Annotated in this window: 20 protein-coding genes; 10 read left to right on the forward strand and 10 right to left on the reverse strand. The window is 62.6% G+C overall.

The annotated features are described in order from the left end of the window. Positions 1-50: 50 nt before the first annotated feature. From J2X24_RS21190 to J2X24_RS21215, 6 genes are all read right to left on the reverse strand, one after another. Complete coding sequence (locus J2X24_RS21190) at positions 51-2,048, reverse strand: OPT family oligopeptide transporter (RefSeq protein WP_209725898.1); 1,998 nt, start codon at positions 2,046-2,048, stop codon at positions 51-53. A gap of 233 nt (positions 2,049-2,281) precedes the next feature. Next, positions 2,282-2,617: a hypothetical protein gene (locus J2X24_RS21195; protein WP_209725900.1), complete on the reverse strand. Its 336-nt coding sequence runs from the start codon at positions 2,615-2,617 to the stop codon at positions 2,282-2,284. 127 nt (positions 2,618-2,744) lie between these two features. Continuing rightward, complete coding sequence (gene gatA, locus J2X24_RS21200; RefSeq protein ID WP_209725902.1) at positions 2,745-4,229, reverse strand: Asp-tRNA(Asn)/Glu-tRNA(Gln) amidotransferase subunit GatA; 1,485 nt, start codon at positions 4,227-4,229, stop codon at positions 2,745-2,747. Next, positions 4,230-4,517, reverse strand: coding sequence for an Asp-tRNA(Asn)/Glu-tRNA(Gln) amidotransferase subunit GatC (gatC, locus tag J2X24_RS21205; protein WP_209725955.1), 288 nt, complete (start codon positions 4,515-4,517; stop codon positions 4,230-4,232). 142 nt (positions 4,518-4,659) lie between these two features. Further along, entirely contained in the window at positions 4,660-5,013 is a 354-nt protein-coding gene (locus tag J2X24_RS21210) for a UrcA family protein (RefSeq protein ID WP_209725904.1), read from the reverse strand. Positions 5,014-5,160: 147 nt separating this feature from the next. After that, positions 5,161-5,499, reverse strand: coding sequence for a UrcA family protein (locus tag J2X24_RS21215; protein ID WP_209725905.1), 339 nt, complete (start codon positions 5,497-5,499; stop codon positions 5,161-5,163). Positions 5,500-5,770: 271 nt separating this feature from the next. Here J2X24_RS21215 and ruvX point away from each other — a divergent pair, with 271 nt between their 5' ends. From ruvX to J2X24_RS21230, 3 genes are all read left to right on the forward strand, one after another. Then, the gene (gene ruvX / locus J2X24_RS21220) at positions 5,771-6,247 is read left to right on the forward strand and encodes a Holliday junction resolvase RuvX (RefSeq protein ID WP_209725957.1); all 477 of its coding nucleotides are present in this window, start codon (positions 5,771-5,773) and stop codon (positions 6,245-6,247) included. Between the two features lie 198 nt (positions 6,248-6,445). Then, positions 6,446-7,387 carry an AEC family transporter gene (locus J2X24_RS21225; RefSeq protein WP_209725908.1) on the forward strand — a complete coding sequence of 314 codons (942 nt, stop codon included), beginning with the start codon at positions 6,446-6,448 and terminating at the stop codon, positions 7,385-7,387. Positions 7,388-7,494: 107 nt separating this feature from the next. Further along, the gene (locus tag J2X24_RS21230) at positions 7,495-8,544 is read left to right on the forward strand and encodes an NAD(P)-dependent alcohol dehydrogenase (RefSeq protein WP_209725909.1); all 1,050 of its coding nucleotides are present in this window, start codon (positions 7,495-7,497) and stop codon (positions 8,542-8,544) included. A 35-nt stretch (positions 8,545-8,579) separates the two neighbouring features. Here the strand turns inward: J2X24_RS21230 and J2X24_RS21235 are convergent, their stop codons facing one another. After that, complete coding sequence (locus tag J2X24_RS21235; RefSeq protein ID WP_209725911.1) at positions 8,580-9,395, reverse strand: isocitrate lyase/PEP mutase family protein; 816 nt, start codon at positions 9,393-9,395, stop codon at positions 8,580-8,582. A gap of 91 nt (positions 9,396-9,486) precedes the next feature. Here J2X24_RS21235 and J2X24_RS21240 point away from each other — a divergent pair, with 91 nt between their 5' ends. From J2X24_RS21240 to dprA, 5 genes are all read left to right on the forward strand, one after another. Next, complete coding sequence (locus J2X24_RS21240; RefSeq protein ID WP_209725913.1) at positions 9,487-10,464, forward strand: aspartate carbamoyltransferase catalytic subunit; 978 nt, start codon at positions 9,487-9,489, stop codon at positions 10,462-10,464. Between the two features lie 185 nt (positions 10,465-10,649). Continuing rightward, positions 10,650-11,948, forward strand: coding sequence for a dihydroorotase (pyrC, locus tag J2X24_RS21245; protein WP_209725915.1), 1,299 nt, complete (start codon positions 10,650-10,652; stop codon positions 11,946-11,948). Between the two features lie 164 nt (positions 11,949-12,112). Beyond that, a complete protein-coding gene (gene plsY, locus J2X24_RS21250) occupies positions 12,113-12,766 on the forward strand; it encodes a glycerol-3-phosphate 1-O-acyltransferase PlsY (RefSeq protein ID WP_209725917.1) in 654 nt (217 codons plus the stop codon). A 129-nt stretch (positions 12,767-12,895) separates the two neighbouring features. Continuing rightward, positions 12,896-13,594, forward strand: coding sequence for an alternative oxidase (locus J2X24_RS21255; RefSeq protein ID WP_209725919.1), 699 nt, complete (start codon positions 12,896-12,898; stop codon positions 13,592-13,594). Positions 13,595-13,702: 108 nt separating this feature from the next. Next, entirely contained in the window at positions 13,703-14,818 is a 1,116-nt protein-coding gene (gene dprA / locus J2X24_RS21260; RefSeq protein WP_209725921.1) for a DNA-processing protein DprA, read from the forward strand. On the opposite strand, the gene J2X24_RS21265 is transcribed toward dprA, so the two are convergent. After that, positions 14,803-15,000, reverse strand: a complete 198-nt coding sequence (locus J2X24_RS21265; protein WP_209725923.1) for a hypothetical protein — start codon at positions 14,998-15,000, stop codon at positions 14,803-14,805. The genes dprA and J2X24_RS21265 overlap by 16 nt on opposite strands. A 233-nt stretch (positions 15,001-15,233) precedes the next feature. Here J2X24_RS21265 and topA point away from each other — a divergent pair, with 233 nt between their 5' ends. Together topA and J2X24_RS21275 are read left to right on the forward strand one after the other, a co-directional pair. Further along, positions 15,234-17,849, forward strand: coding sequence for a type I DNA topoisomerase (topA, locus tag J2X24_RS21270; RefSeq protein ID WP_209725925.1), 2,616 nt, complete (start codon positions 15,234-15,236; stop codon positions 17,847-17,849). A 197-nt stretch (positions 17,850-18,046) separates the two neighbouring features. After that, positions 18,047-19,468 (forward strand): ArnT family glycosyltransferase, encoded by a 1,422-nt coding sequence (locus J2X24_RS21275; RefSeq protein ID WP_310005210.1) that lies wholly within the window; start codon positions 18,047-18,049, stop codon positions 19,466-19,468. Here J2X24_RS21275 and J2X24_RS21280 read toward each other — a convergent pair. Further along, on the reverse strand, positions 19,465-19,899 hold the full coding sequence (locus J2X24_RS21280) for an OsmC family protein (RefSeq protein ID WP_209725929.1): 435 nt from the start codon (positions 19,897-19,899) through the stop codon (positions 19,465-19,467). The genes J2X24_RS21275 and J2X24_RS21280 overlap by 4 nt on opposite strands. Positions 19,900-20,092: 193 nt before the next feature. Then, entirely contained in the window at positions 20,093-20,254 is a 162-nt protein-coding gene (locus J2X24_RS21285; protein WP_209725931.1) for a hypothetical protein, read from the reverse strand. Positions 20,255-20,314: the final 60 nt, after the last annotated feature.

Consider the following 20,314-nt stretch of genomic DNA (forward strand, 5'->3'; position numbering starts at 1 on the left):
TCCGCGACGAACGCCCGGAGCTATGCGAAGGGCTCGGGGCCCGGTACATATCAGCTTTCCGTCTCGACCTTTTTCGCCTGACCAGCGGCCCACAGGTACAGCCCGACAACAATAACCGTCGCCATGACAAAGGCGATGATCGTGCCGGCATGTTCCTCGACCGCCGGCATAAAGGCGAGCGGCGCATCCTTGCGCGTCACGACGATCAGCAGGGCGTGCAGGACGTTGAACAGGCTTTCGCCGACAATATAGCCCGACGCCACCAGGATACCGAGCCGCTTGGCGATCTCCCCCCACGACAGCTTGCCGACCGAACGGTCATAGAGCCAGCCGGCGACAGCCCCGACGATCACCGGCGCCGTCACGGCCGACGGCAGGTAGATGGCCAGGCTGACGCCCAGCGGCGGCAGGGTCAGCTTGCCCTTGCTGCCGCCCTTGATGATCATGTCGGCGATGATCAGGCCCGCGCCGATCAGACCGCCGATCCCCAGCAGATTCCAGTCGAGGTCGCCGCCGATCACGCCCTTGGCCAGGGTCGCGATCAGCGTCGCCTGCGGCGCGTTCAACGGCTGGTCGGTAATCGCCACGCGGTTCGGATCGTCCGGGAAGCCATAGGCCTGGTTGAGCAGGTCCAGAACCGGCGGAATGACGATCGAGCCGGCCAGCACACCGACAACCAGCGCCACCTGCTGCTTCCACGGCGTCGCGCCAACCAGTTGGCCTGTCTTGAGGTCCTGGAGGTTGTCGTTACCTACCACCGCCACAGCCATGACGATGGTCGTAACAAACAGGATAAAGGCGATCAGGGCCTGCTGCTCATTCGGGCCCGTCAGGCCGCGGCCGATAATACCGACCAGCAGCGAGGCCGAGAGGACGGTCAAAATACCAAGACCCGACACGGGCGAGTTGGACGACCCGATCAGGCCGGCCATGTAACCACAGACTGCCGCGGCAATCAGGCCGGCGATCAGGACGAACAGGATACCCGCGCCAACCAGCGGCAGGGTCAGGGCGCCCAGGACACCGCCGGCAGTAATAAAGTGCGCCAGAAGCCAGCCGACCGGCACCATGCAGAGCAGGATGACGATCCCGACGGTATTGACGGGCAGGTCGCGGTCGGTGCGGGCGATCTCGCCCTCCCCGCGCCTGGCGGCCGCGTTCGATTCCAGCGCCGACATCAGCCCCATCCACACCGGCACGATCAGCTTGCCCAGCGTCCACAGCGCGGCGACGGCAATGGCACCCGCGCCCAACAGGCGCACTTTACTGCGGAAAACGGCGCCGGCGTGTTCGGCCACCGTGGCGTCCGGCATAGGCGTGATCGAGGTCAGGATCGGCAGGGCAATGCCCGATGAGATAAACAGACCGACCGCCATGGCGATACCAACCGTAATCCCCATCAGGTGACCCGCGCCGACCAGGGCCAGCGAACTGCCGCCGATGATGCTGGTCGCCCCGATCTGGCCGTTCAGCGCCTTGACCTTGAAGAAGCCCGCGACCTCGCCTGGTATAACCTTGATGGCCGCCATAAGCGCGACAAAGGCCGAGGCCAGCGTGCCCCAGATCACCGCCCACAGGCCGGCCTTGCCCTCCTTGGCGCCTTCGCGCGTCGAGGTCCCAACCTTCAGCACCTCAGCGGCAGCGACGCCTTCCGGGTAAGGCAGGCTGGATTGCACGACCAGGGCGCGGCGCAGAGGCATGGTGTACATGACGCCCAAGGTCCCGCCGACCGCACAGGCAGCAAAGGTCAGCAGGAACGGCACATTCGACCACCAGCCGATGATGATCAGGCCCGGTAGGACAAAGATGACCGAAGCCAGGGTCCCGGCCGCCGACGCGATGGTCTGGACGATATTGTTTTCCTGGATGGTCGCCGACCGAAATGCCTGAAGCAGCGCCATCGAGATGACGGCGGCCGGAATTGAGGTCGCGAAGGTCAGGCCGACCTTCAGCCCCAGATAGACCTGCGCGGCCGTAAATATCACGGTGATGATGATACCGAGAATTATACCGCGTACGGTAAACTCGACAGGGTTGGCGCTTTTCATGGCGGCGTGGCTCCAGGGTACTTTCTTATGCGCGGCGCTTAATCGCGCTTAACAATTGATTACCCGCATTACTGCCGCATTACGCCGCTTTGGCAAGAGGTCGATACAAATTCAACGAAAATTTCCGCGCACGTCAGCCTCCGGAGCGATATGCCAACAAGTGTGCAGCGGTTTTTGGCGAAATATCGCGATCAAGCAAAAACGAGAGCATGATCGCGGCTCGCCCAAAGGCATCACGCTCTCGGCTGTGAGATATCCTTTAAGGTATCGCGCAGCTGGGCGTCCAGCGCCTTGGCCGTGTCCTGGCGGATGCGGCCGTCGACGAAGATCTTTTCGACAACGTCCTTATAGTCGCGATAGTTGCGCAGCTCATAGGCCGCCGCCATTTTCGACGCGGTTTCGCTGTCGGAGCGGCTCAACTGTTCCATGATGGCGTAGAAGCGCTTGTAGCGCTCGTGGCGGTTGCGTTCGGCGTGGATCAGCACGAACCACACCGAGGCCCACGCGATGACGATCAGCGGCAGGACCAGAAGTCCCCAAGCCACCATGTCCTGAACCGTCTTCAGCATTCGCCGTATCCTCCGCGCGTCCTGCGCCGTCCCAGGCCCCGCCCGCGTCTTAGTTTACGCGGGCGAAGTCTGAAAACACAAGGCTTTCGCGCGCGGGGAGAACGGTTTCCCCGCTATTCCCTTTAGGTTACCACCAGCGGTCCGGGCGCGCCGTGAAACCGGCGGCCTTTTCGAGCGCGTAACCGGCCTTGAGCACCGAACCTTCGTCCAATGCCTTGCCGATAACCTGAAGCCCCAGCGGCAGGCCACTCGAATCGAGGCCCGCCGGCACCGACATGCCGGGCAGGCCGGCCAGGTTGGTCGTGACGGTGAAGACGTCGTTCAGGTACATCGCCACCGGATCTGCGGCCTTCTGCGCGTCGCCCAGTTGGAAGGCGGCCGACGGCGTCGCCGGCGTCAGGATAACGTCACAGCTGTTCCAGGCATTGGTGAAGTCCTCGGCGATACGGCGGCGGACCTTCAAAGCCTTGACGTAGTAAGCGTCGTAGAAGCCGGCCGACAGCACATAGGTGCCGATCATGATGCGGCGCTTGACCTCCTTGCCGAAGCCCTCGGAGCGCGACAGCTCATAGACGTCGGTCAGGGATTGCGCCTTGTCGGTGCGGTGTCCGAAACGCATGCCGTCATAGCGCGCCAGGTTCGAAGAGGCCTCGGCCGGGGCGATGATGTAGTAGCACGGCAGGGCATACTTGGTGTGCGGCAGGCTGATGCGGACGATCTCGGCGCCGGCGTCCTTCAGCCAGGCAATCCCCTGCTCCCACAGGGCGTCAATCTCGGCCGGAATGCCGTCGAGGCGATATTCGTCCGGGATGCCGACGCGCAGGCCTTTCAGCGATTGCCCCAGGAAGCTGGAGAAGTCCGGCACGGGGACGTCGAGCGACGTCGAGTCCTTGGCGTCATGGCTGCACATGGATTGTAGCATGAGGGCCGAATCCTCGACCGTCTTGGTGATAGGGCCGGCCTGGTCGAGCGACGAGGCAAACGCGACCATGCCGTAACGCGAGCAGCGGCCATAGGTCGGCTTGATGCCGACCGTGCCGGTGAACGCCGCCGGTTGGCGGATCGAGCCGCCGGTATCCGAAGCGGTCGCGGCCAGGCAAAGGTCGGCGGCGACGGCCGACGCCGAACCGCCCGACGATCCACCCGGCGTCAGCGCAGCGTTCGAGCCACGCGACTTCCACGGATTGGTGACGGCACCCCAGTACGAGGTTTCGTTGGACGAGCCCATGGCGAATTCGTCCATGTTCAGCTTGCCCAGCATGACCGCGCCGTCGCGCCACAGATTGGCGGTGACGGTCGATTCGTAGGTCGGCACGAAGTTGGCGAGAATTCCTGAGCACGCCGTGGTGCGCACACCTTCGGTGCAGTAGAGATCCTTGATGCCTAATGGCGCGCCTTCCAGCGCCCCGCCCTCGCCCCTGGCCAGCTTTGCATCGGAGGCGGCGGCCTGCTGGCGCGCCTTGTCGAAGGTCAGCTCTACATAGGCGTTCAGCGCTGGATTGGCGGTCTCGATCGCGCCGATAAAGGCGTCGGTCAGCTCGGCCGAGGAAAATTGCTTAGCTTTCAGGCCATCGACGGCGGCCTTGAGCGTCATTTTGGTCAAATCGCTCATTTATTCCACCACCTTCGGCACGATGAAGAAGCCGTCGACCGACTTCGGTGCGTTGGCGGTGACGTCACGGACCTTGTCGCCGTCACTTATGACATCGTCGCGCAGCGGCGTGCCAGTTTCGACGGCCGTCGTCATCGGCTCGGCGTTCGCGACATCGACCTCGTTCAACTGTTCGATCCAGCCCAGGATGCCGTTCAATTCACCGGCCAGCGCCTCCAGGCGCTCGTCGCTCTCCCTGAGGCGCGACAGGCTCGCCACTTTTTTGACGGTCGCCACATCAATGGCCATCATCGAACTCCTTTATTCCGAAGGAGCCGGGTTAGCCATTGCAAGCGGTTTTGGCAAGTCCCGCTTGTCAAGAAAAGGGCCGCGCCGTCAGGATCGGCGCGGCAAGTTTAATTCCGGACGGGAGGTAGACCGGAAGGATAAATCACCAGGTCCTTTGCCGGCGCGCGTCGGCAAACTGCTGTGCATCGCCCGAGCGTTCGACATGAAGCTCGGTCAGGCGGGATTGTTTCAGGTCGGCGACCGCGCCGTCGACGGCGCGTGCGCGGCACTCGGCATTGTCCTCACGCACCTGGATGCTGTCGCCGGCAATGTCGCACACCTTGTGCGAAGCCTTTTCCAGGCGCCCGTAGAAGGCCTTGACGTCCTTGGGGTTGTTGAAATCGACACCGTCCGTGCGGACATTGGTCGTTTCGCCGACCTCTTCCCACGCCATGGCGGGGGCAGCGGTGGCGGCAAGCAGCAGGCACAGAGCCGCGGATGCAAAAAGGCGTTGCATGATGGTCTCCTTGAACGGGCCATTCTCACAGGCCCTGAGGTGTCGGGATATGCGGTACTAAAATACTTTATGGCGGGCATAAAAATGGGCCGCCCCGCGATCATTCGCGCGCGGCCCACTTTCTTCCTCTGACAGGCTCTCCGGGTGTCAGCGGGAAGCTTCGTTCCAAGCCAGTTGCGTGCCGCGTTCGCCGGTGGCCTTTTCGTGATGCATGCTCAGTTGCGGCTGGTTGACCTGGCGCACAGCGTCGCTGAGCGCCTCGGCCTGGCAAATATGTTCCGACTGGTCGTTCATGCAGACGCGGACGGCGGCGTAACGCAGCTTCTTGTAGAAGGCGCGGACTTCGGACGGCTTATTGAAATCGACGTCCTGCGACTTCAGGGTTTCGGACTTGCCTTCGGCGGCCAGCCAGTTGGATTCGGCCAGGGTTGGCGAAGCGGCGATGGCAGCGGTGCAAACGATCAGAGCGGCAACGGTACGGAACATTGGAGAACTCCCTTTGGGCGGCCCTTGCGGGCGAAATTGGATGTGGTCAGGCACTGACGATTGAATACTCCAACGCGATTTGTTTTTTAAGTTAAATCGGCGTCATTTTATTACACTTACTTCAGACATTACATTTTGGTAATTTATGACACTTATGTAATGCAAAGTAATGTGCCGGCAATTGATACGGTTACACATGACACTTTCTTAATGAATGCAGTTGAAACTATCCCGCGTTGACTTGAAGCCCATCTGCGGCCATTGCATGCGGATGGCCGTCATAGACATTACAGAACTCAAGGGCGCATTGCCGCCGCGTCATGGATTGCTGGGGCTGGACCTCGGCGAAAAAACCATCGGCGTCGCCGTGTCCGACATTTCGCTGACCCTGGCGTCACCGCTGGAGCTGATCCGCAAGAGCAAGTTTACGCTCGAGGCCGAGCACCTGTTCAGGCTGATGGCCAAGCGCGAAGCCGCCGGCATCGTCATCGGTCTCCCCTTCAATATGGACGGCACCGAGGGCCCGCGCGCCCAGTCGTGTCGAGCCTTCGCGCGCAACCTGCTGCGTCTGCGCGATATTCCAATCGCCTTCTGGGACGAACGCTGGTCCTCATCCGTGATGAACCGCTTCCTGATCGAAGAAGCCGACCTCAGCCGCGCCAAACGCGCCGAGGTCATCGATAAAAACGCTGCCGCCTACATCCTCCAGGGCGCGCTCGACCGTATGCGCGATGCTGCGAATGAGTAGGCGATGTTATTCTTCGCCCTCCCCATTTATGGGGAGGGGGGACCATGAGCGGAGCGAATGGTGGGCGGGGCTGCTTCGCGTTCTCCATACGCTGACAGCGTCTGCGGTATCGATAATGGGCCCCGCCCACCGCCTCCCGGCGGTCCCCCCTCCCCATAAATGGGGAGGGCGAAATGCGTTCTCGCTCCATTTCTCCCTATGAGCTTTGACACCATTCTCAACGGTATCGTCCCGGTCTTCCTGCTGATCGCCCTGGGCTATGGGCTGAAGAAGTCGGGCTTCCTGCCCCTGCCCGTCTGGCCGCCGATCGAGAAGTTCGCCGTCTATGTCCTTTATCCGGGCTTTCTGATCCCGACGATCTGGCATGCCAATCTGACCGGATTTTCCACGGGGCCGGTATCGTTGGGCGTGCTGGGCGCGGTCGCCGTTGCCAGCGCCGTAGGCTTTACGCTGAAACCCATTTTACGCCTGCCAGGGCCGACCTTTACCAGCGTCTTTCAGGGGTTGATGCGCTTCAACTCGTTCGTCTTCATTCCGGTGGCGGCAGGGATTTTCGGCGATGCCGCCATGACATTGGCGGCCATTGCCGTCAGCGCGCTGATCCCGGCCTCCAACATGATCTGTATCCTGGTCCTGGCGCAGTGGGGCGAACCCGAAGGCGATATCAAACCCGACAAGTCGCCGCTGGGCATGGCCAAAACCCTGCTGACCAATCCAATCTTCGCCTCGTGCCTGATCGGGCTCAGTTTCAATTTCCTGAACGTACCGTCGATCCCGTTCGCCGAGAAATCCCTGCGCATGCTGGGCGAAGCCGCCATTCCCACCGGCCTGATCCTGGCCGGCGCCGGCTTAAGCTTTGCCTATGTCTATCGCCAGCCGGTCCTGGTCGGCGCCGTGTCGCTGTTCAAGGTGCTGGTCATGCCGATCCTGGCCTGGCTGATCTGCCGATCCCTGGGCGGCGACCTGATGGCGCAGGGCGTGGCGCTGGCGTGCGGGGCGGCGCCCTGCGCGGCCGCGGCCTACGTCCAGGCGCGCCACATGGGCGGAGATGCGCCACTGATGGCCGGCATCGTCGCCATAACGACGTGTTTAAGTGCCGTCTGCCTGCCGCTTCTGCTCTGGGTCTTCCATCTCGTGTGAAATTTGTCCACAGGAACACGGGGCCGATGCCTCGCGCGATGTGAAAGCGCTTCCCATATGCGCATCGCCTTCCGGCAATCCTCCCCAAATAAAAAGAGATCTGCGCCATGACACTCGCCAAAGCCTGGGCCGCGCTCGCGCCCAATGAAAAGCTGCAGCCTTTTACCTTCGAACGCCGCGCGCCGAATGAAGACGATGTGGTGATCGACATCCTTTATTCCGGTGTCTGCCACTCCGACATCCACCAGGTGAACAATGACTGGTTTCCCGGCCTCTTTCCGATGGTGCCGGGCCACGAGATCGTCGGCCGCGTCCGCGAAGTCGGTTCAAAAGTCAGCCGTTTCAAGGAAGGCGACACGGTCGGCGTCGGCTGCTTCGTCGATTCCTGCCTGAAGTGCCAGCAGCGCGACATCGATCGCGAGCAATACATGATGGACCAGATCGCCTACACCTATAACGGCACGGACCGCGATGGCACGCCGACCTATGGCGGCTATTCCGACCATATCGTTGTCAGGGAAGGCTATGTCCTGTCGGTGCCCGACAACCTGCCGCTTGATGCGGCCGCACCGCTCCTGTGCGCCGGCATCACCCTCTATTCGCCGCTGAAGCACTGGAACGCCGGCCCCGGCAAGTCGGTTGCCATTGTCGGCCTGGGCGGTCTCGGCCATATGGGCGTCAAGTTCGCCCGTGCGCTTGGCGCCGAAGTCACGGTCATCAGCCAGTCGCTGTCCAAGAAGGATGACGCCCTGGCCATGGGTGCCGACCACTATTACGCCTCAAGCGATCCGGAAACCTTCGCGAAGCTGGCCGGCAGCTTCGACCTGATCATCAATACGGTCAGCGCCACCATCGACTGGAACGCCTATCTCAACATGCTGAAGATCGATGGCGCCATGGTGCTGGTCGGCATTCCGGACAACCCCGTGCCGGTCGATGCCTTCGCGCTGGTCGGCGGCCGGCGCTCCTTGAGCGGTTCGTCGATCGGCTCGATCAAGGAAACGCAGGAAATGCTCGACTTCTGCGGCGCGCACAACATCGTCTCCGATATCGAAGTCATTGGAATCGACCAGATCAACGAAGCCTGGGAGCGCGTCGTCAAGTCCGATGTCCGCTACCGCTTCGTCATCGACATGGCGTCACTGAAGGACGCATAAGGTCATCGCCCTCCAGCTCCGGTTGGAGGGCTTCTTTATTTCGCGGCGCCGGCGTCCAGCATCGCGTTGTGTTCACCACCGCTGATCAGGTCAGCGATATAGCCAAAGCTTTCATCCTTCGCCGCGTGGGCAAACGCTGTCATGGCCGCCGAATGCAGCCAGCTTCCCAGGGACACGCGCCGCACGCCCAAACCCGCCAGTTCGCTGATCGACAGCGGCTTGGGGCCGATCCCGCCCAGCACATTGACCGGCCGATCGACTTCGCGGCAGACGGCGGAGATATCGGCGACCGTCGACAGGCCCGGCGCATAGAGCACGTCGGCTCCGGCTTCCTGATAGGCCTGCAGGCGCGCAATCGTATCCTTCAGGTCGCGGCGGCCGTGCAGGTAGTTTTCCGCGCGCCCGACCAGCATGAATTTGAACGGCAGGGCCTTTGCGGCTTCGGCAGCGGCGCGGATGCGGTCGGCCGCTTCGGCGATGTCGTAGATGACGCGGTCGTCGCCCGTCGAATCCTCGATCGAGCCGCCAACCAACCCGGCCTCTGCGCCTAAGCGAATCGTTTCGGCGCAGTCTTCGGGCGCGTGGCCGAAACCGTTCTCCAGGTCGGCCGCCAGCGGCAAGTCCGTCGCATCGGCCAGGTCGCGGATATGACTGAGCACGTGGTCGCGTCCGGCATTGTAGTCCGGCAGGCCCAGCGAGCGCGCATAACCCGCACTGGTCGTTGTCAGCGCCTTGAACCCCATGGCGGCAAGCATTCGCGCCGTACCGCGATCCCACGGATTGGGGATGACAAAGCAACCGCGGTCGTGGAGCGCGGCAAAATCCGCTGCCTTTTCCGCCTGGGTTTTCATCAAAACGGTCCTTCCTGCTTGTGCTTTGCAGCGTTCTCCGCCACAAACCGGCCAAATCGTGTCAGCATGCACGCCTGCACCTAACCTCTCCATGGCCCTCATGACCACTGACGTCAATGACCTGATCCGCACGCGCCTTCTGCCCTTCCCCAAGCGGCATTTCCTGGGCGCGCAGGACCTCGATCCGCCCGATATCATGAACCTGCTCGACCTGGCCGACGTCTTCGTCGACCTGAACCGGCAGACGACCAAGAAGCTGGACCTGCTTAAGGGCCGCACCCTGGTCAACATGTTCTTCGAGAACTCGACGCGGACGCAGTCGAGCTTCGAGCTGGCCGGGAAGCGACTGGGCGCCGACACCGTAAACATGAGCATGAAGACGTCGTCGGTCGCCAAGGGCGAAACCCTGATCGACACGGCGGTGACGCTCAACGCCATGAAGCCGGACCTTCTGGTCGTGCGCCATTCGGCGTCGGGCGCGGCGGCGCTTTTGTCGCAGAAGGTCGGCTGCTCGGTCATCAATGCCGGCGACGGCCAGCATCAGCACCCGACCCAGGCCCTGCTCGACATGCTGTCGATCAGGCGGGCGTTTGGTCACGTCGACGGGCTGACGATTGCCATCTGCGGTGACGTTTCGCACTCCCGCGTGGCGCGTTCGAATGTCATCCTGCTCAACGCCATGGGCGCCAATGTCCGCCTGGTCGGACCGCCGACGCTCATCCCCGGCGATGCCGACGAATGGGGCACCGAGGTCTATCACAATATGCGCGAAGGCATTGCCGGCGCCAATGTCGTCATGATGCTGCGCCTTCAGCTTGAGCGCATGGACGGGGCCTTCATCCCGTCTACGCGCGAATACTACCGCTTCTTCGGCCTCGACCGTGAAAAGCTGGCCGTTGCCGCCAAGGATGTCCGCGTCATGCACCCCGGCCCGATGAACCGCGGCGTCGAGATCGATTCGGACATCGCCGACGACCTGTCCGTCTCGCTGATCCAGGACCAGGTCGAAATGGGCGTCGCCGCGCGCATGGCCGTGCTGGCGTCGCTGGCCGCACGGCTGGAGAATTAAGTGATGTTCGGCGAAAGCGCTATATTCTTCGCCTCCCCCATTCATGGGGGAGGTGGATTTGACGGCGATCAGCCGTCAAAGACGGAAGGGGCCCTATCGACATTGGCCCCGCCCACCATCTGCTCCGCAGATGGTCCCCCCTCCCCATTAATGGGGAGGGCGAAAAAATCGCTCGGGTATCCAGCATGACTCAATCTTCCACCGCTCTCGCCTTCGTCAATGCCCGCCTGATCGATCCGGCCAGCGAATATGACGGCCCCGGCTCGGTCATCGTCGTCGAAGGCGTCATTGCCGACGTCATCCACGGTCACGCCGTGCCGTCCGGCCACACCGGCATCAAGGTCATCGACTGCGATGAAAACGCCCTGATGCCCGGGTTGATCGACATGCGCGTTCGCACCGGCGAGCCCGGCTCCGAGCCCAAGGAAACCCTGAAATCCGCCTGCCTGGCCGCGGCCGCCGGCGGCGTGACCTCCTTCGTCGTCCAGCCCGACACCGATCCGGTGATCGATGAGCCGGCCATGGTCGACTTTATCCTGAGACGGGCGCGTGACATCGAGCTGGTCCACGTCTACCCGGCCGGCGCCGCCACCAAGGAAAACAAGGGCCAGAAGATGGCTGAGATCGGCCTGATGGCCGAGATGGGCGCACTCTATTTCACCGATGCCGACCAGCCGATCGTCAATTCGAAGATTCTGTCGCGCGTCCTCAGCTACGCCAACGGCTTCAACGCCCTGATCGCCCACCGTCCCAAGGAGCCGTGGCTGTCCGAAGGCGCGGTGGCCACCTCCGGCGAGATGGCGGCGCGCATGGGCCTGGCCGGCGTGTCGGCGCTTTCCGAACGCATCATGATGGAGCGCGACCTGGCGCTGGTCGAGCTGACCGGCGCGCGTTTCCTGGTCGACCAGGTCTCGACCGCCGAGGGCCTGTCGTCGCTGGAACGCGCCAAGACCAAGGGACTCGATGTCTACGCTTCGGCCAGCATCAACCACCTGGTGTTCAACGAGATCGATATCGGCGACTATCGCACCTTCTATCGCCTGGATCCGCCGTTACGCGCCGAACGCGACCGGCTGGCCTGTGTGGATGCCCTGGCCAATGGCCTGATCGATGTCGTGGTGTCGAACCATTCGCCCGCGCCGGCCGAAGACAAGCGCCTGCCTTTCTCCGAAGCCGCGCCGGGCGCCATCGGCCTGCAGACGCTGCTGCCGGCGCTGATCGGCCTGCATCTGGAAAACGATATCCCGCTGATCGATATCCTGAGGGCCGTCACCCAGAATCCGGCGCAACTGCTGGGCCTGGAAGCCGGCCGCATCGCCAAGGGCGCCCCGGCCGACCTCATACTGGTCGATATCGAAGCGCCGTTTGCGTTGCGCGAGCGCGACATCCTGTCGAAATCGAAGAACTCACCCTTTGAAAACCGGACGCTACAGGGCAAGGTGCTGAAAACCCTGGTCGACGGCCGAATCGTCTATCAGGCATAGTTCCTTCTCCCCGTTTTGCCTGCCGGCGAGGCCGGGGAGAAGGTGGTCCGAAGGACCGGATGAGGGGCATTTTCACCGTCCGGACTTGCTGAAATTTGCGTTGCCCCTCACCCTAACCCTCTCCCCGCAAGCGGGGAGAGGGGATTTGAACAAAGGCAACCGCAGTGAACGTTTTTCCAGCCCCAGCTATCTATACCCTGGCCGTCATCGGCGGGTACCTTCTGGGCTCGATCCCGTTTGGGGTGCTGGCGACGCGCATGGCCGGCATCGACATCCGCTCCATTGGCTCGGGCAATATCGGCGCGACTAATGTGTTGAGAACCGGCCGCAAGGACCTGGCGCTGATGACCTTTGTCGGCGACACCGGCAAGGGCGCCGCCGCCGTCGGCCTGGCCTTCGCACTCCTTTTGGCGGCCGACATAGAAACGCGCCGTATCGCCATGGCGCTGGCAGGGGCCGCCGCCTTCCTGGGCCACCTCTTTCCGGTCTGGCTCAAGTTCAAGGGCGGCAAGGGCGTCGCGACCTTCTTAGGCACACTGTTCGCCGCCTGCTGGCCCATGGGACTGGTCGCCGGCGGCCTGTGGCTGCTGACCGCCTTCACCTTCCGCATCAGCTCGCTGTCTGCGCTGGTCGCAGCCGCCCTGGTCGTGCCGGTCAGCCTGCTGGTTCCCTATATCGATCCGCCGTACGCCTTTTGTGGCATGGCGCTGTTTATGGCCGTGCTGATCTATATCCGCCACGCCGACAACATCAAACGCCTGCTGAAGGCCGAAGAGCCGAAGATCGGCAAGAAAAAAGACGCCGAGCCTACGGCCTAATCTCCTCTTTTTTCGCTTTGACAAAGCGACATCCTGACGCAGCGGCGGGCGGTCGCATATGCGCGCGCAAATTTCCATAGTATTTCCATGGGTATTCGGTTCAACCCGTTGCGTACCAAGGAGGGTACCATGTATTCCGAGCCCACCATCGACCTGACCGTCCACCACAAGCCGGTCAACCTGTCCGACCGCTTCGCGCTCGGCTTCACCAAGCTGCTGCGCTTCTGCGCCGACACCTTCTTCGCCAAGCGCTACGGCCATCGCGCCATCGTGCTTGAGACGGTCGCGGCCGTGCCGGGCATGGTCGGCGCCACGCTCAACCACCTGAAGTGCCTGCGCCGCATGCAGGACGACCGCGGCTGGATCCGGACGCTGATGGAGGAAGCCGAAAACGAGCGCATGCACCTGATGACCTTTATCGAGGTCGCCAAGCCAACCCTGTTCGAACGCCTGGTCATTGTCGGCGTGCAGTGGGTCTTCTATATCGCCTTCTTCCTGCTCTACGTCGTGACGCCCCGGACCGCCCACCGCATCGTCGGCTATTTCGAGGAAGAGGCCGTGATCAGCTACAGCCATTACCTGGCCGAGATCGATGAGGGCCGCAGCCCCAATGTCCCGGCGCCCGAGATCGCCAAGCGCTACTGGAAGCTGCCCGACACCGCCACCCTGCGCGACGTCGTCCTGGTCGTGCGGGCGGATGAGGCCCACCACCGCGACGTCAACCATGCCTTTTCTAATGAGCTGAATGGCGTGGCGATCGACCACCAAGCCATCGCCCCCTGCCCGGTTCATGACGAAAGCGTGTGCATCCAGAAGCTGGCGGCGTAATCCCCTCATTAGAGTTGCAAACGAAAGGCGGAAGATATCGTCTTCCGCCTTTTTTACGCGCTTGAGGCGCTCCTGGGGACCTGCTAACGTCCCGGTAGAGGGACCTCAATGGCATTCGATCGCATCACCACGGCCACCACCGACGCCGAACGCTTCGCGCGTTTGCGGCTGGCGCGCACCGAGCGCGTGGGGCCGGTCAATTTCGCCAACCTGATGCGCCGCTTCGGCAATGCCATAACCGCGCTCCACGCCCTGCCCGCCGTCATCGGCCGGTCCGGCGGCAAGTTCACCGCCGCACCGGAAGCGAAGGTCCATGAGGAACTGAATCGCGGGGAAGCCATTGGCGCCCGTCTGCTGATGGCGGGCGACCGCGATTACCCTTCCCTGCTCGCCCAGATCGACGCCGCCCCGCCGGTGCTGTGGAGCCTTGGGCCCGGTCTGCCGGTCAAGCGCCGCGCGGCGGCGATCGTCGGCGCGCGCAATGCCTCCGGCGCCGGCCAGACCATGGCGCAGAACCTGGCGCGGGACTTAAGCGAAGCCGGTTTCACCATCGTCTCCGGCCTGGCGCGCGGCATTGACACCCGCGCCCACGCAGTCGCGCTCAAGTCCGGTACGGTCGCCGTCCTCGGCGGCGGCGTCGACGACATCTATCCACCGGAAAACGCCGAACTTTACAGGGCGATCGCCGAGCAGGGCCTGATCCTGTCGGAAAGCCCTGTCGGCTACACGGCGCAGGCGCGCGACTTTCCGCGCCGCAACCGTATCATCTCGGGTCTGAGCCTCGCCACCATCGTGGTCGAGGCCGAACTGCGCTCGGGCTCGCTGATCACGGCGCGGCTGGCTGCGGAACAGAATCGCGAAGTCTTCGCCGTGCCCGGCTCGCCGCTCGATCCGCGCGCCCGCGGCTGCAACGACCTTCTGCGCCAGGGCGCCCATATCTGCGAAAACGGCGAAGATGTCATTCGCGCCCTGGATACTCATATCGGCTTCGAGGCGCCGGCATCGCGCTTCAGCCATGACGGGTCTACCTCGGGTGACATCGAGCTCGAGATCGCGAAGGCCGCAAAAGCCCTGCTACAACTGGTGAGCCCGGTGCCCATCGGGCGCGACGAACTGATCCGGTTATCGGGTTTTCCGGCATTTGTCGCCCTGTGTGCCTTAAGCGAGTTGGAAATCGCCGGACGGATCGATTCCGTCCCCGGCGGCGGCTATGTCCGCGCCTGAATCGCAGCCTTCATGTGATCGAGGGCGCGAATGCCGGCCATGCGAAGGGCCTGGCTGAGTTCATCGGCCTCGATCTTTTCCGCAAGCGCCGCCAATTCCAGGGACATGTGCGCGATATAGTCCAGCATTTCGCGCGTCTCATCGTTGGAAAGTCTTGTGTCGCCTGAGGTTTGATCGGTCATGAAACGAATCCGTTTTTTACCGAAGACAATCATATTCAAGCGAGCATTTCAATATTTACATACCCAAAGTTGCGCGCATCCTTCAGCAAAGCCGTTGACATAGGCGGAATCGATTAGCATGTATGCGGGGCTCCGAAACCAACGCGCCGCGGATGCGCCCCGCCGGTTTTGCCTCCCCCACGAATGTTTCGTGTCGAGCTTTGAACGTTTGTGTTCGCCTGCCAAGAGATTTCATGACCGTCGTTATTGTCGAAAGCCCTGCCAAGGCCAAAACCATCAACAAGTATCTCGGCAAGGGTTACACCGTGCTGGCCAGCTTCGGCCACGTGCGCGACCTGCCGTCCAAGGACGGCTCGGTGAAGCCCGATGAGGACTTCGCCATGACGTGGGAGGTCGACGCCAAGGCGAACAAACGGTTGAGCGACATCGCCGACGCGGTCAAAGGCTCCGACCGTGTGATTCTCGCGACCGACCCGGATCGCGAAGGCGAGGCCATTTCCTGGCACGTCCTGGAGGTGCTCAACAAGAAGCGCGTGCTCAAAGAAAAGCAGATCGAGCGCGTCACCTTCAACGCCATCACCAAGTCGGCGGTTCAGGAAGCCATGGCCGCGCCGCGCCAGCTCGACATGGAACTGGTCGAGGCCTATCTGGCCCGCCGCGCGCTCGACTATCTCGTCGGTTTTACCCTGTCGCCCGTCCTGTGGCGCAAGCTGCCGGGCGCGCGTTCGGCCGGCCGTGTCCAGTCGGTGGCGCTGAAGATCGTCGTCGACCGTGAAATCGAGATCGAGAAGTTCAAGACCGAGGAATACTGGACGGTCGACACCCAGGTGTCGTCATCGACCGCCCCGTTTACCGCCAAGCTGTTCCAGCTGAACGGCAAGAAGCTGGCCAAGTTCGACCTGCCGAACGAAGCCGCCGCCTTTGCCGCGCGCGACACCATCCAGAAATCGACCTTCGCCATCGAGGACGTCGAACAGAAGCCCGGCCGCAAGACGCCGCCGCCGCCGTTTACGACCTCGACGCTTCAACAGGAAGCGGCGCGCAAGCTCGGCTTCTCGGCCACCCGCACCATGCAGACGGCGCAAAAGCTTTACGAAGGCGTCGATATCGGCGGCGAGACGACCGGCCTGATCACCTATATGCGGACGGACGGCGTCTATGTCGAACCGGGCGCCATCAGCGAAATGCGCAAGGCGATCGGTGAGCGCTTCGGGTCGTCTTACGTCCCGTCCGAACCGCGCTTCTACAAGGCCAAGGCCAAGAACGCCCAGGAAGCCCACGAAGCCATCCGCCCGACCTCGATCTATCGCCGACCCGAGACGCTGCGCCTTGAAGGCGACATGGCGCGCCTCTACGAGCTGATCTGGAAGCGCACCATCGCTTCCCAGATGGAAGCCGCGCGCGTCGAAAACACCGTCATCAACATTCTGTCGTCCGACAAGCAGACGGGGCTGCGCGCCACCGGCCAGGTCGTGACCTTCGACGGTTATCTGGCCGTCTACGAAGAAGGCAAGGACGACGACAACGACGACGAAGGCGGTCGCCTGCCCGCCGTCAAGGCCGGTGCGGCCGCGCAGGTCCACGAGATCAAGCCAGCCCAGCACTTCACCGAGCCGCCGCCCCGCTATTCGGAAGCGACCCTCGTCAAGAAGATGGAAGAGCTGGGTATCGGCCGTCCCTCGACCTATGCTTCGATCCTCAGCGTGCTGCGCGACCGCGCCTATGTGCGCATGGACAAGAACCGCTTCATCCCGGAAGACAAGGGCCGCCTGGTTACGGCCTTCCTCGACCAGTTCTTCCAGAAGTATGTGCAGTACGACTTCACCGCCGACCTTGAGGAAAAGCTCGACCTGGTGTCGGACGGCAAGCTGGACTGGAAGGCATTGCTTCGGGATTTCTGGAAGGATTTCCACGCCGCCGCCGACGGCATGACCGAGCTTCGCGTTTCACAGGTTCTGGATACGTTGAACGAGGCCCTGGGTCCGCACATCTTCCCGGACAAGGGCGACGGCACAAATCCACGCGCCTGCCCAACCTGCGGCAACGGCATGCTCAGCCTGAAGACGTCGCGCTTCGGCGCCTTTATCGGCTGCTCGAACTACCCGGAATGCAAGTACACGCGCCCGGTCGGTTCGCCCGATGCCGAGGCTGAAAATGGCGTGACCGGTGACAAGGAACTCGGTACCGATCCGGAAACCGGAAAGGTCGTCGCCATGAAGATCGGCCGCTTCGGGCCGTATGTGCAACTGGGTGAAGCCGAATCGAAGGATGACAAACCGAAGCGCGCTTCGCTGCCCAAGGCCTGGCCGCCGGCGACGATCGACCTCGACCGCGCACTGAAGCTGCTAAGCCTGCCGCGTCCGGTCGGCCAGCACCCGGAAGACAACAAGCCCATAGTGGCCGGCCTGGGGCGCTTTGGGCCGTTCATCGAACACGCCGGCACCTATGCCAACCTTTCCGGTATCGATGAAGTGTTCGAAGTCGGCATCAACCGCGCCGTGACTCTCCTGGCCGAAAAGCGCGCCGGGGGCGGCGGCAAGGGCCGGGCATCGTCCGTGGCGCCGCTGCGCGAACTGGGCGAGCATTCGGACAGCGGCGACAAGATCCAGGTGATGGCCGGCCGCTACGGGCCGTACATCAAGTGCGGCAAGGTCAATGCGACCCTGCCCAAGGACGTGACGCCCGAAACCGTGACGGTCGAACAGGCGCTGGACCTGATCAATGCCAAGGGCGGGGTCAAGAAGGCCGCTGGCAAGAAGGCGCCGGCAAAGAAAGCCGCGACCAAGACAACGGCGGCTAAGAAGCCTGCCGCCGCCAAGAAGGCGCCTTCGAAAAAGAAAACCGCGTAAGCGGCTCTTGCCGTGCTTCCAAAACGCATTCAAAGCTTGCTGACCATTCGGCTGCCCCTCACCCCAGCCCTCTCCCCCCAAGGGGGAGAGGGAGTGGTTGTGCGACCTCACAAACCGAGGCGCATCTAAAGTCCCCTCTCCCCGTTTACGGGGAGAGGGTTAGGGTGAGGGGCGTGCCATAGCCGCCAAAGATGCCCGTGTCTGAAATCCTGCAGCGCCTCAAAGCCATTCCCTATCTGCCGATCCTGATCGGCTTGACGGTCCTGCGCCTGATAACCGCCAGCGTCAGCGGGCTGGTTCCGGACGAAGCCTATTACTGGCTGTGGGCGCAGCACCCGTCCGCCGGCTATTACGACCACCCGCCGATGGTGGCGTGGTGGATCACCGTCAGCACCGCAATCTTCGGCCACTCGCCGTTTTCTGTCCGCCTGCCCTTTGTTCTTAGCTTTCTCGCCTTGAGCTGGCTGATGTTCGATGCTGCGCGAGCGCTGTTCAGCGACACTATCGCCCGCCGGACGCTGTTGTGGCTCAATGCCTGCCTGCTGCTCAGCATCGGCTCGGTCATCGCCACGCCCGATCCGCCATCGGTGCTGATGTGGGGCGCAGGCCTGTGGGCGCTGGCGCGACTGATCGCTTCAGGCCAAGGCTACTGGTGGCTCGTTTTCGGCGCATTTGCCGGTTTGGGCGTCGAAGCCAAATACACCAACCTGTTCTTAGGCGTCGGCGTCGCCCTCTGGGTCGCCATCAACCGCGATGCCCGGCGTTGGCTACTGACGCCATGGCCCTATCTCGGCGGTGTCGCGGCCCTGATCGCCATGGCCCCGAACCTAGCGTGGAACGCGACGCACGACTTCGCCACCTTGGGCAAGCAGTTCGGCCGCATGGAGGCCGGGCAGTTCACCCTCAGCTACCTCATTGAGTTCCTGCTGTCACAGCCCCTGCTGCTCAATCCGCTGATCTGCGCCTTTGCCGCCATCGGCGCGGTTGCCTGGTGGCGTGACCGCTCCGACGCGCGGCTGGCACTGCTGATTGCCCTCCCCCTGCCCTTAATCGTCTACATGCTGACGCATGTCTTTCACGACCGCATCCAGGGCAATTGGCCGGCGCCGATTTTTCCGGGCCTGGTGCTGCTGGCCGCCTATGCCGCCGAAACGCACTGGCCACGCCTGCGGTCCTGGACCGCGCCCTTTGGGATTGCCATCACGGTCATCGTCCTGATGGTCCTGTCTTTAAGCGGCGTGGTGAAGCTCCCCGGCGCGGCGGGCCTCAGCCAGGGCTGGGAAAAGGTCGCCAATGCCGTCCGCCAACATCATTCCGGCGCGGCCTTTATCGCCACGACAGACTACAACACCCAAGGCGAACTGAGCTTCCACCTACGCGACCTCTCTGTTATCGGCATGGTGGAGCGCGAACGCTACACCTGGCCGACTTCGGACGCAGCCGGTCAAACCGCGCTCATCATCGTACAGGCGCGGCGGTCGATAAATCTCGATGTCTGTTTTGAGGATGTGCGCGAACTGGCAATCATATCGCGTCTTGAAAAGCCCAATCCGAAATCGGATTTCAGGCTATACAGCGGACGGCTGAAAGCCGCCCGCTGTGACCTTACTGAGAATTAGGCCAACGTCGCTTCCAGCGTGATCGGCACGGCCGACAAGGCCTTGGAGATCGGACAGTTGGCCTTGGCGCCATCGGCGATCTGGCTGAACTGCGCCTGGTCGATGTTCGGGATCTTGGCCGTCAGCTTGAGGGCGATGGCAGTGATCGAGAAGCCGCCGTCGCCGGGCGTCAGCGTGACTTGCGCATCCGTGTCGATGCTGTCGGCGGTGAAGCCGGCATTGGCCAGGGCGAACGCCAGGGCCATCGAGAAGCAGCTCGAATGGGCGGCGGCGATCAGCTCTTCCGGATTCGTGCCGGCCTTGCCGTCGGCGTTTTCAAAGCGCAGCTTGAAGCTATAGGGCTGGTTATTGAGCACGCCCGACTGCGTCGTCACCGTGCCTTCGCCTTGCATTCCATTACCAGCCCAATGGGCTTTTGCCGTACGCAACATCGGTGACTCTCCTGTTTTCCAAATGAAAGAGAGGGCTGTTCTAAACCGGTGTGCGCAGGTGCACAATTAAAGATTCTGCAAAAAAGCGGCCTCCCGGGATGGACGTCCGGGAGGCCAATTTGAGATCGCACGGTAGGGATAGGCCGCCGATCATAAGGGGCAGCCGGGAGGCGCTGCCCAAACTCAAAAAGCGTCACTCGACGGTTTCCGCAACCAGGTCCGGCATCATGGCCGACGTCGTCAGCGTGAACGCCCAGGCAAAGCCATTGAACTTGAAACCGAACATGGCGAATGCCCCACCGAAAACCAACAACAGCAATATCGCTGTTGCGAAAGCATTAGCCCAGGGCGCCATCGGCTTCCCATGCGAATGAAAACTTCAAAAGATCAGGAAGCTATAAACAGCGTTATGTGA

This window comes from Asticcacaulis solisilvae (assembly GCF_017875235.1).
In the GTDB taxonomy this organism is placed as follows: domain Bacteria; phylum Pseudomonadota; class Alphaproteobacteria; order Caulobacterales; family Caulobacteraceae; genus Asticcacaulis; species Asticcacaulis solisilvae_A.

Excerpts from the sequence above, each read along its gene's own strand:
- J2X24_RS21210 (WP_209725904.1), bottom strand. The coding sequence starts at position 5,013 with ATGCAACGCCTTTTTGCATCCGCGGCTCTGTGCCTGCTGCTTGCCGCC.
- J2X24_RS21195 (WP_209725900.1), bottom strand. The coding sequence starts at position 2,617 with ATGCTGAAGACGGTTCAGGACATGGTGGCTTGGGGACTTCTGGTCCTG.
- J2X24_RS21280 (WP_209725929.1), bottom strand. The coding sequence starts at position 19,899 with ATGTTGCGTACGGCAAAAGCCCATTGGGCTGGTAATGGAATGCAAGGC.
- gatA (WP_209725902.1), bottom strand. The coding sequence starts at position 4,229 with ATGAGCGATTTGACCAAAATGACGCTCAAGGCCGCCGTCGATGGCCTG.
- J2X24_RS21215 (WP_209725905.1), bottom strand. The coding sequence starts at position 5,499 with ATGTTCCGTACCGTTGCCGCTCTGATCGTTTGCACCGCTGCCATCGCC.
- J2X24_RS21265 (WP_209725923.1), bottom strand. The coding sequence starts at position 15,000 with ATGACCGATCAAACCTCAGGCGACACAAGACTTTCCAACGATGAGACG.
- ruvX (WP_209725957.1), top strand. The coding sequence starts at position 5,771 with ATGGCCGTCATAGACATTACAGAACTCAAGGGCGCATTGCCGCCGCGT.
- J2X24_RS21225 (WP_209725908.1), top strand. The coding sequence starts at position 6,446 with ATGAGCTTTGACACCATTCTCAACGGTATCGTCCCGGTCTTCCTGCTG.
- J2X24_RS21235 (WP_209725911.1), bottom strand. The coding sequence starts at position 9,395 with ATGAAAACCCAGGCGGAAAAGGCAGCGGATTTTGCCGCGCTCCACGAC.
- J2X24_RS21190 (WP_209725898.1), bottom strand. The coding sequence starts at position 2,048 with ATGAAAAGCGCCAACCCTGTCGAGTTTACCGTACGCGGTATAATTCTC.
- dprA (WP_209725921.1), top strand. The coding sequence starts at position 13,703 with ATGGCATTCGATCGCATCACCACGGCCACCACCGACGCCGAACGCTTC.
- gatC (WP_209725955.1), bottom strand. The coding sequence starts at position 4,517 with ATGGCCATTGATGTGGCGACCGTCAAAAAAGTGGCGAGCCTGTCGCGC.
- topA (WP_209725925.1), top strand. The coding sequence starts at position 15,234 with ATGACCGTCGTTATTGTCGAAAGCCCTGCCAAGGCCAAAACCATCAAC.
- J2X24_RS21230 (WP_209725909.1), top strand. The coding sequence starts at position 7,495 with ATGACACTCGCCAAAGCCTGGGCCGCGCTCGCGCCCAATGAAAAGCTG.
- J2X24_RS21240 (WP_209725913.1), top strand. The coding sequence starts at position 9,487 with ATGGCCCTCATGACCACTGACGTCAATGACCTGATCCGCACGCGCCTT.
- J2X24_RS21285 (WP_209725931.1), bottom strand. The coding sequence starts at position 20,254 with ATGGCGCCCTGGGCTAATGCTTTCGCAACAGCGATATTGCTGTTGTTG.
- J2X24_RS21255 (WP_209725919.1), top strand. The coding sequence starts at position 12,896 with ATGTATTCCGAGCCCACCATCGACCTGACCGTCCACCACAAGCCGGTC.
- pyrC (WP_209725915.1), top strand. The coding sequence starts at position 10,650 with ATGACTCAATCTTCCACCGCTCTCGCCTTCGTCAATGCCCGCCTGATC.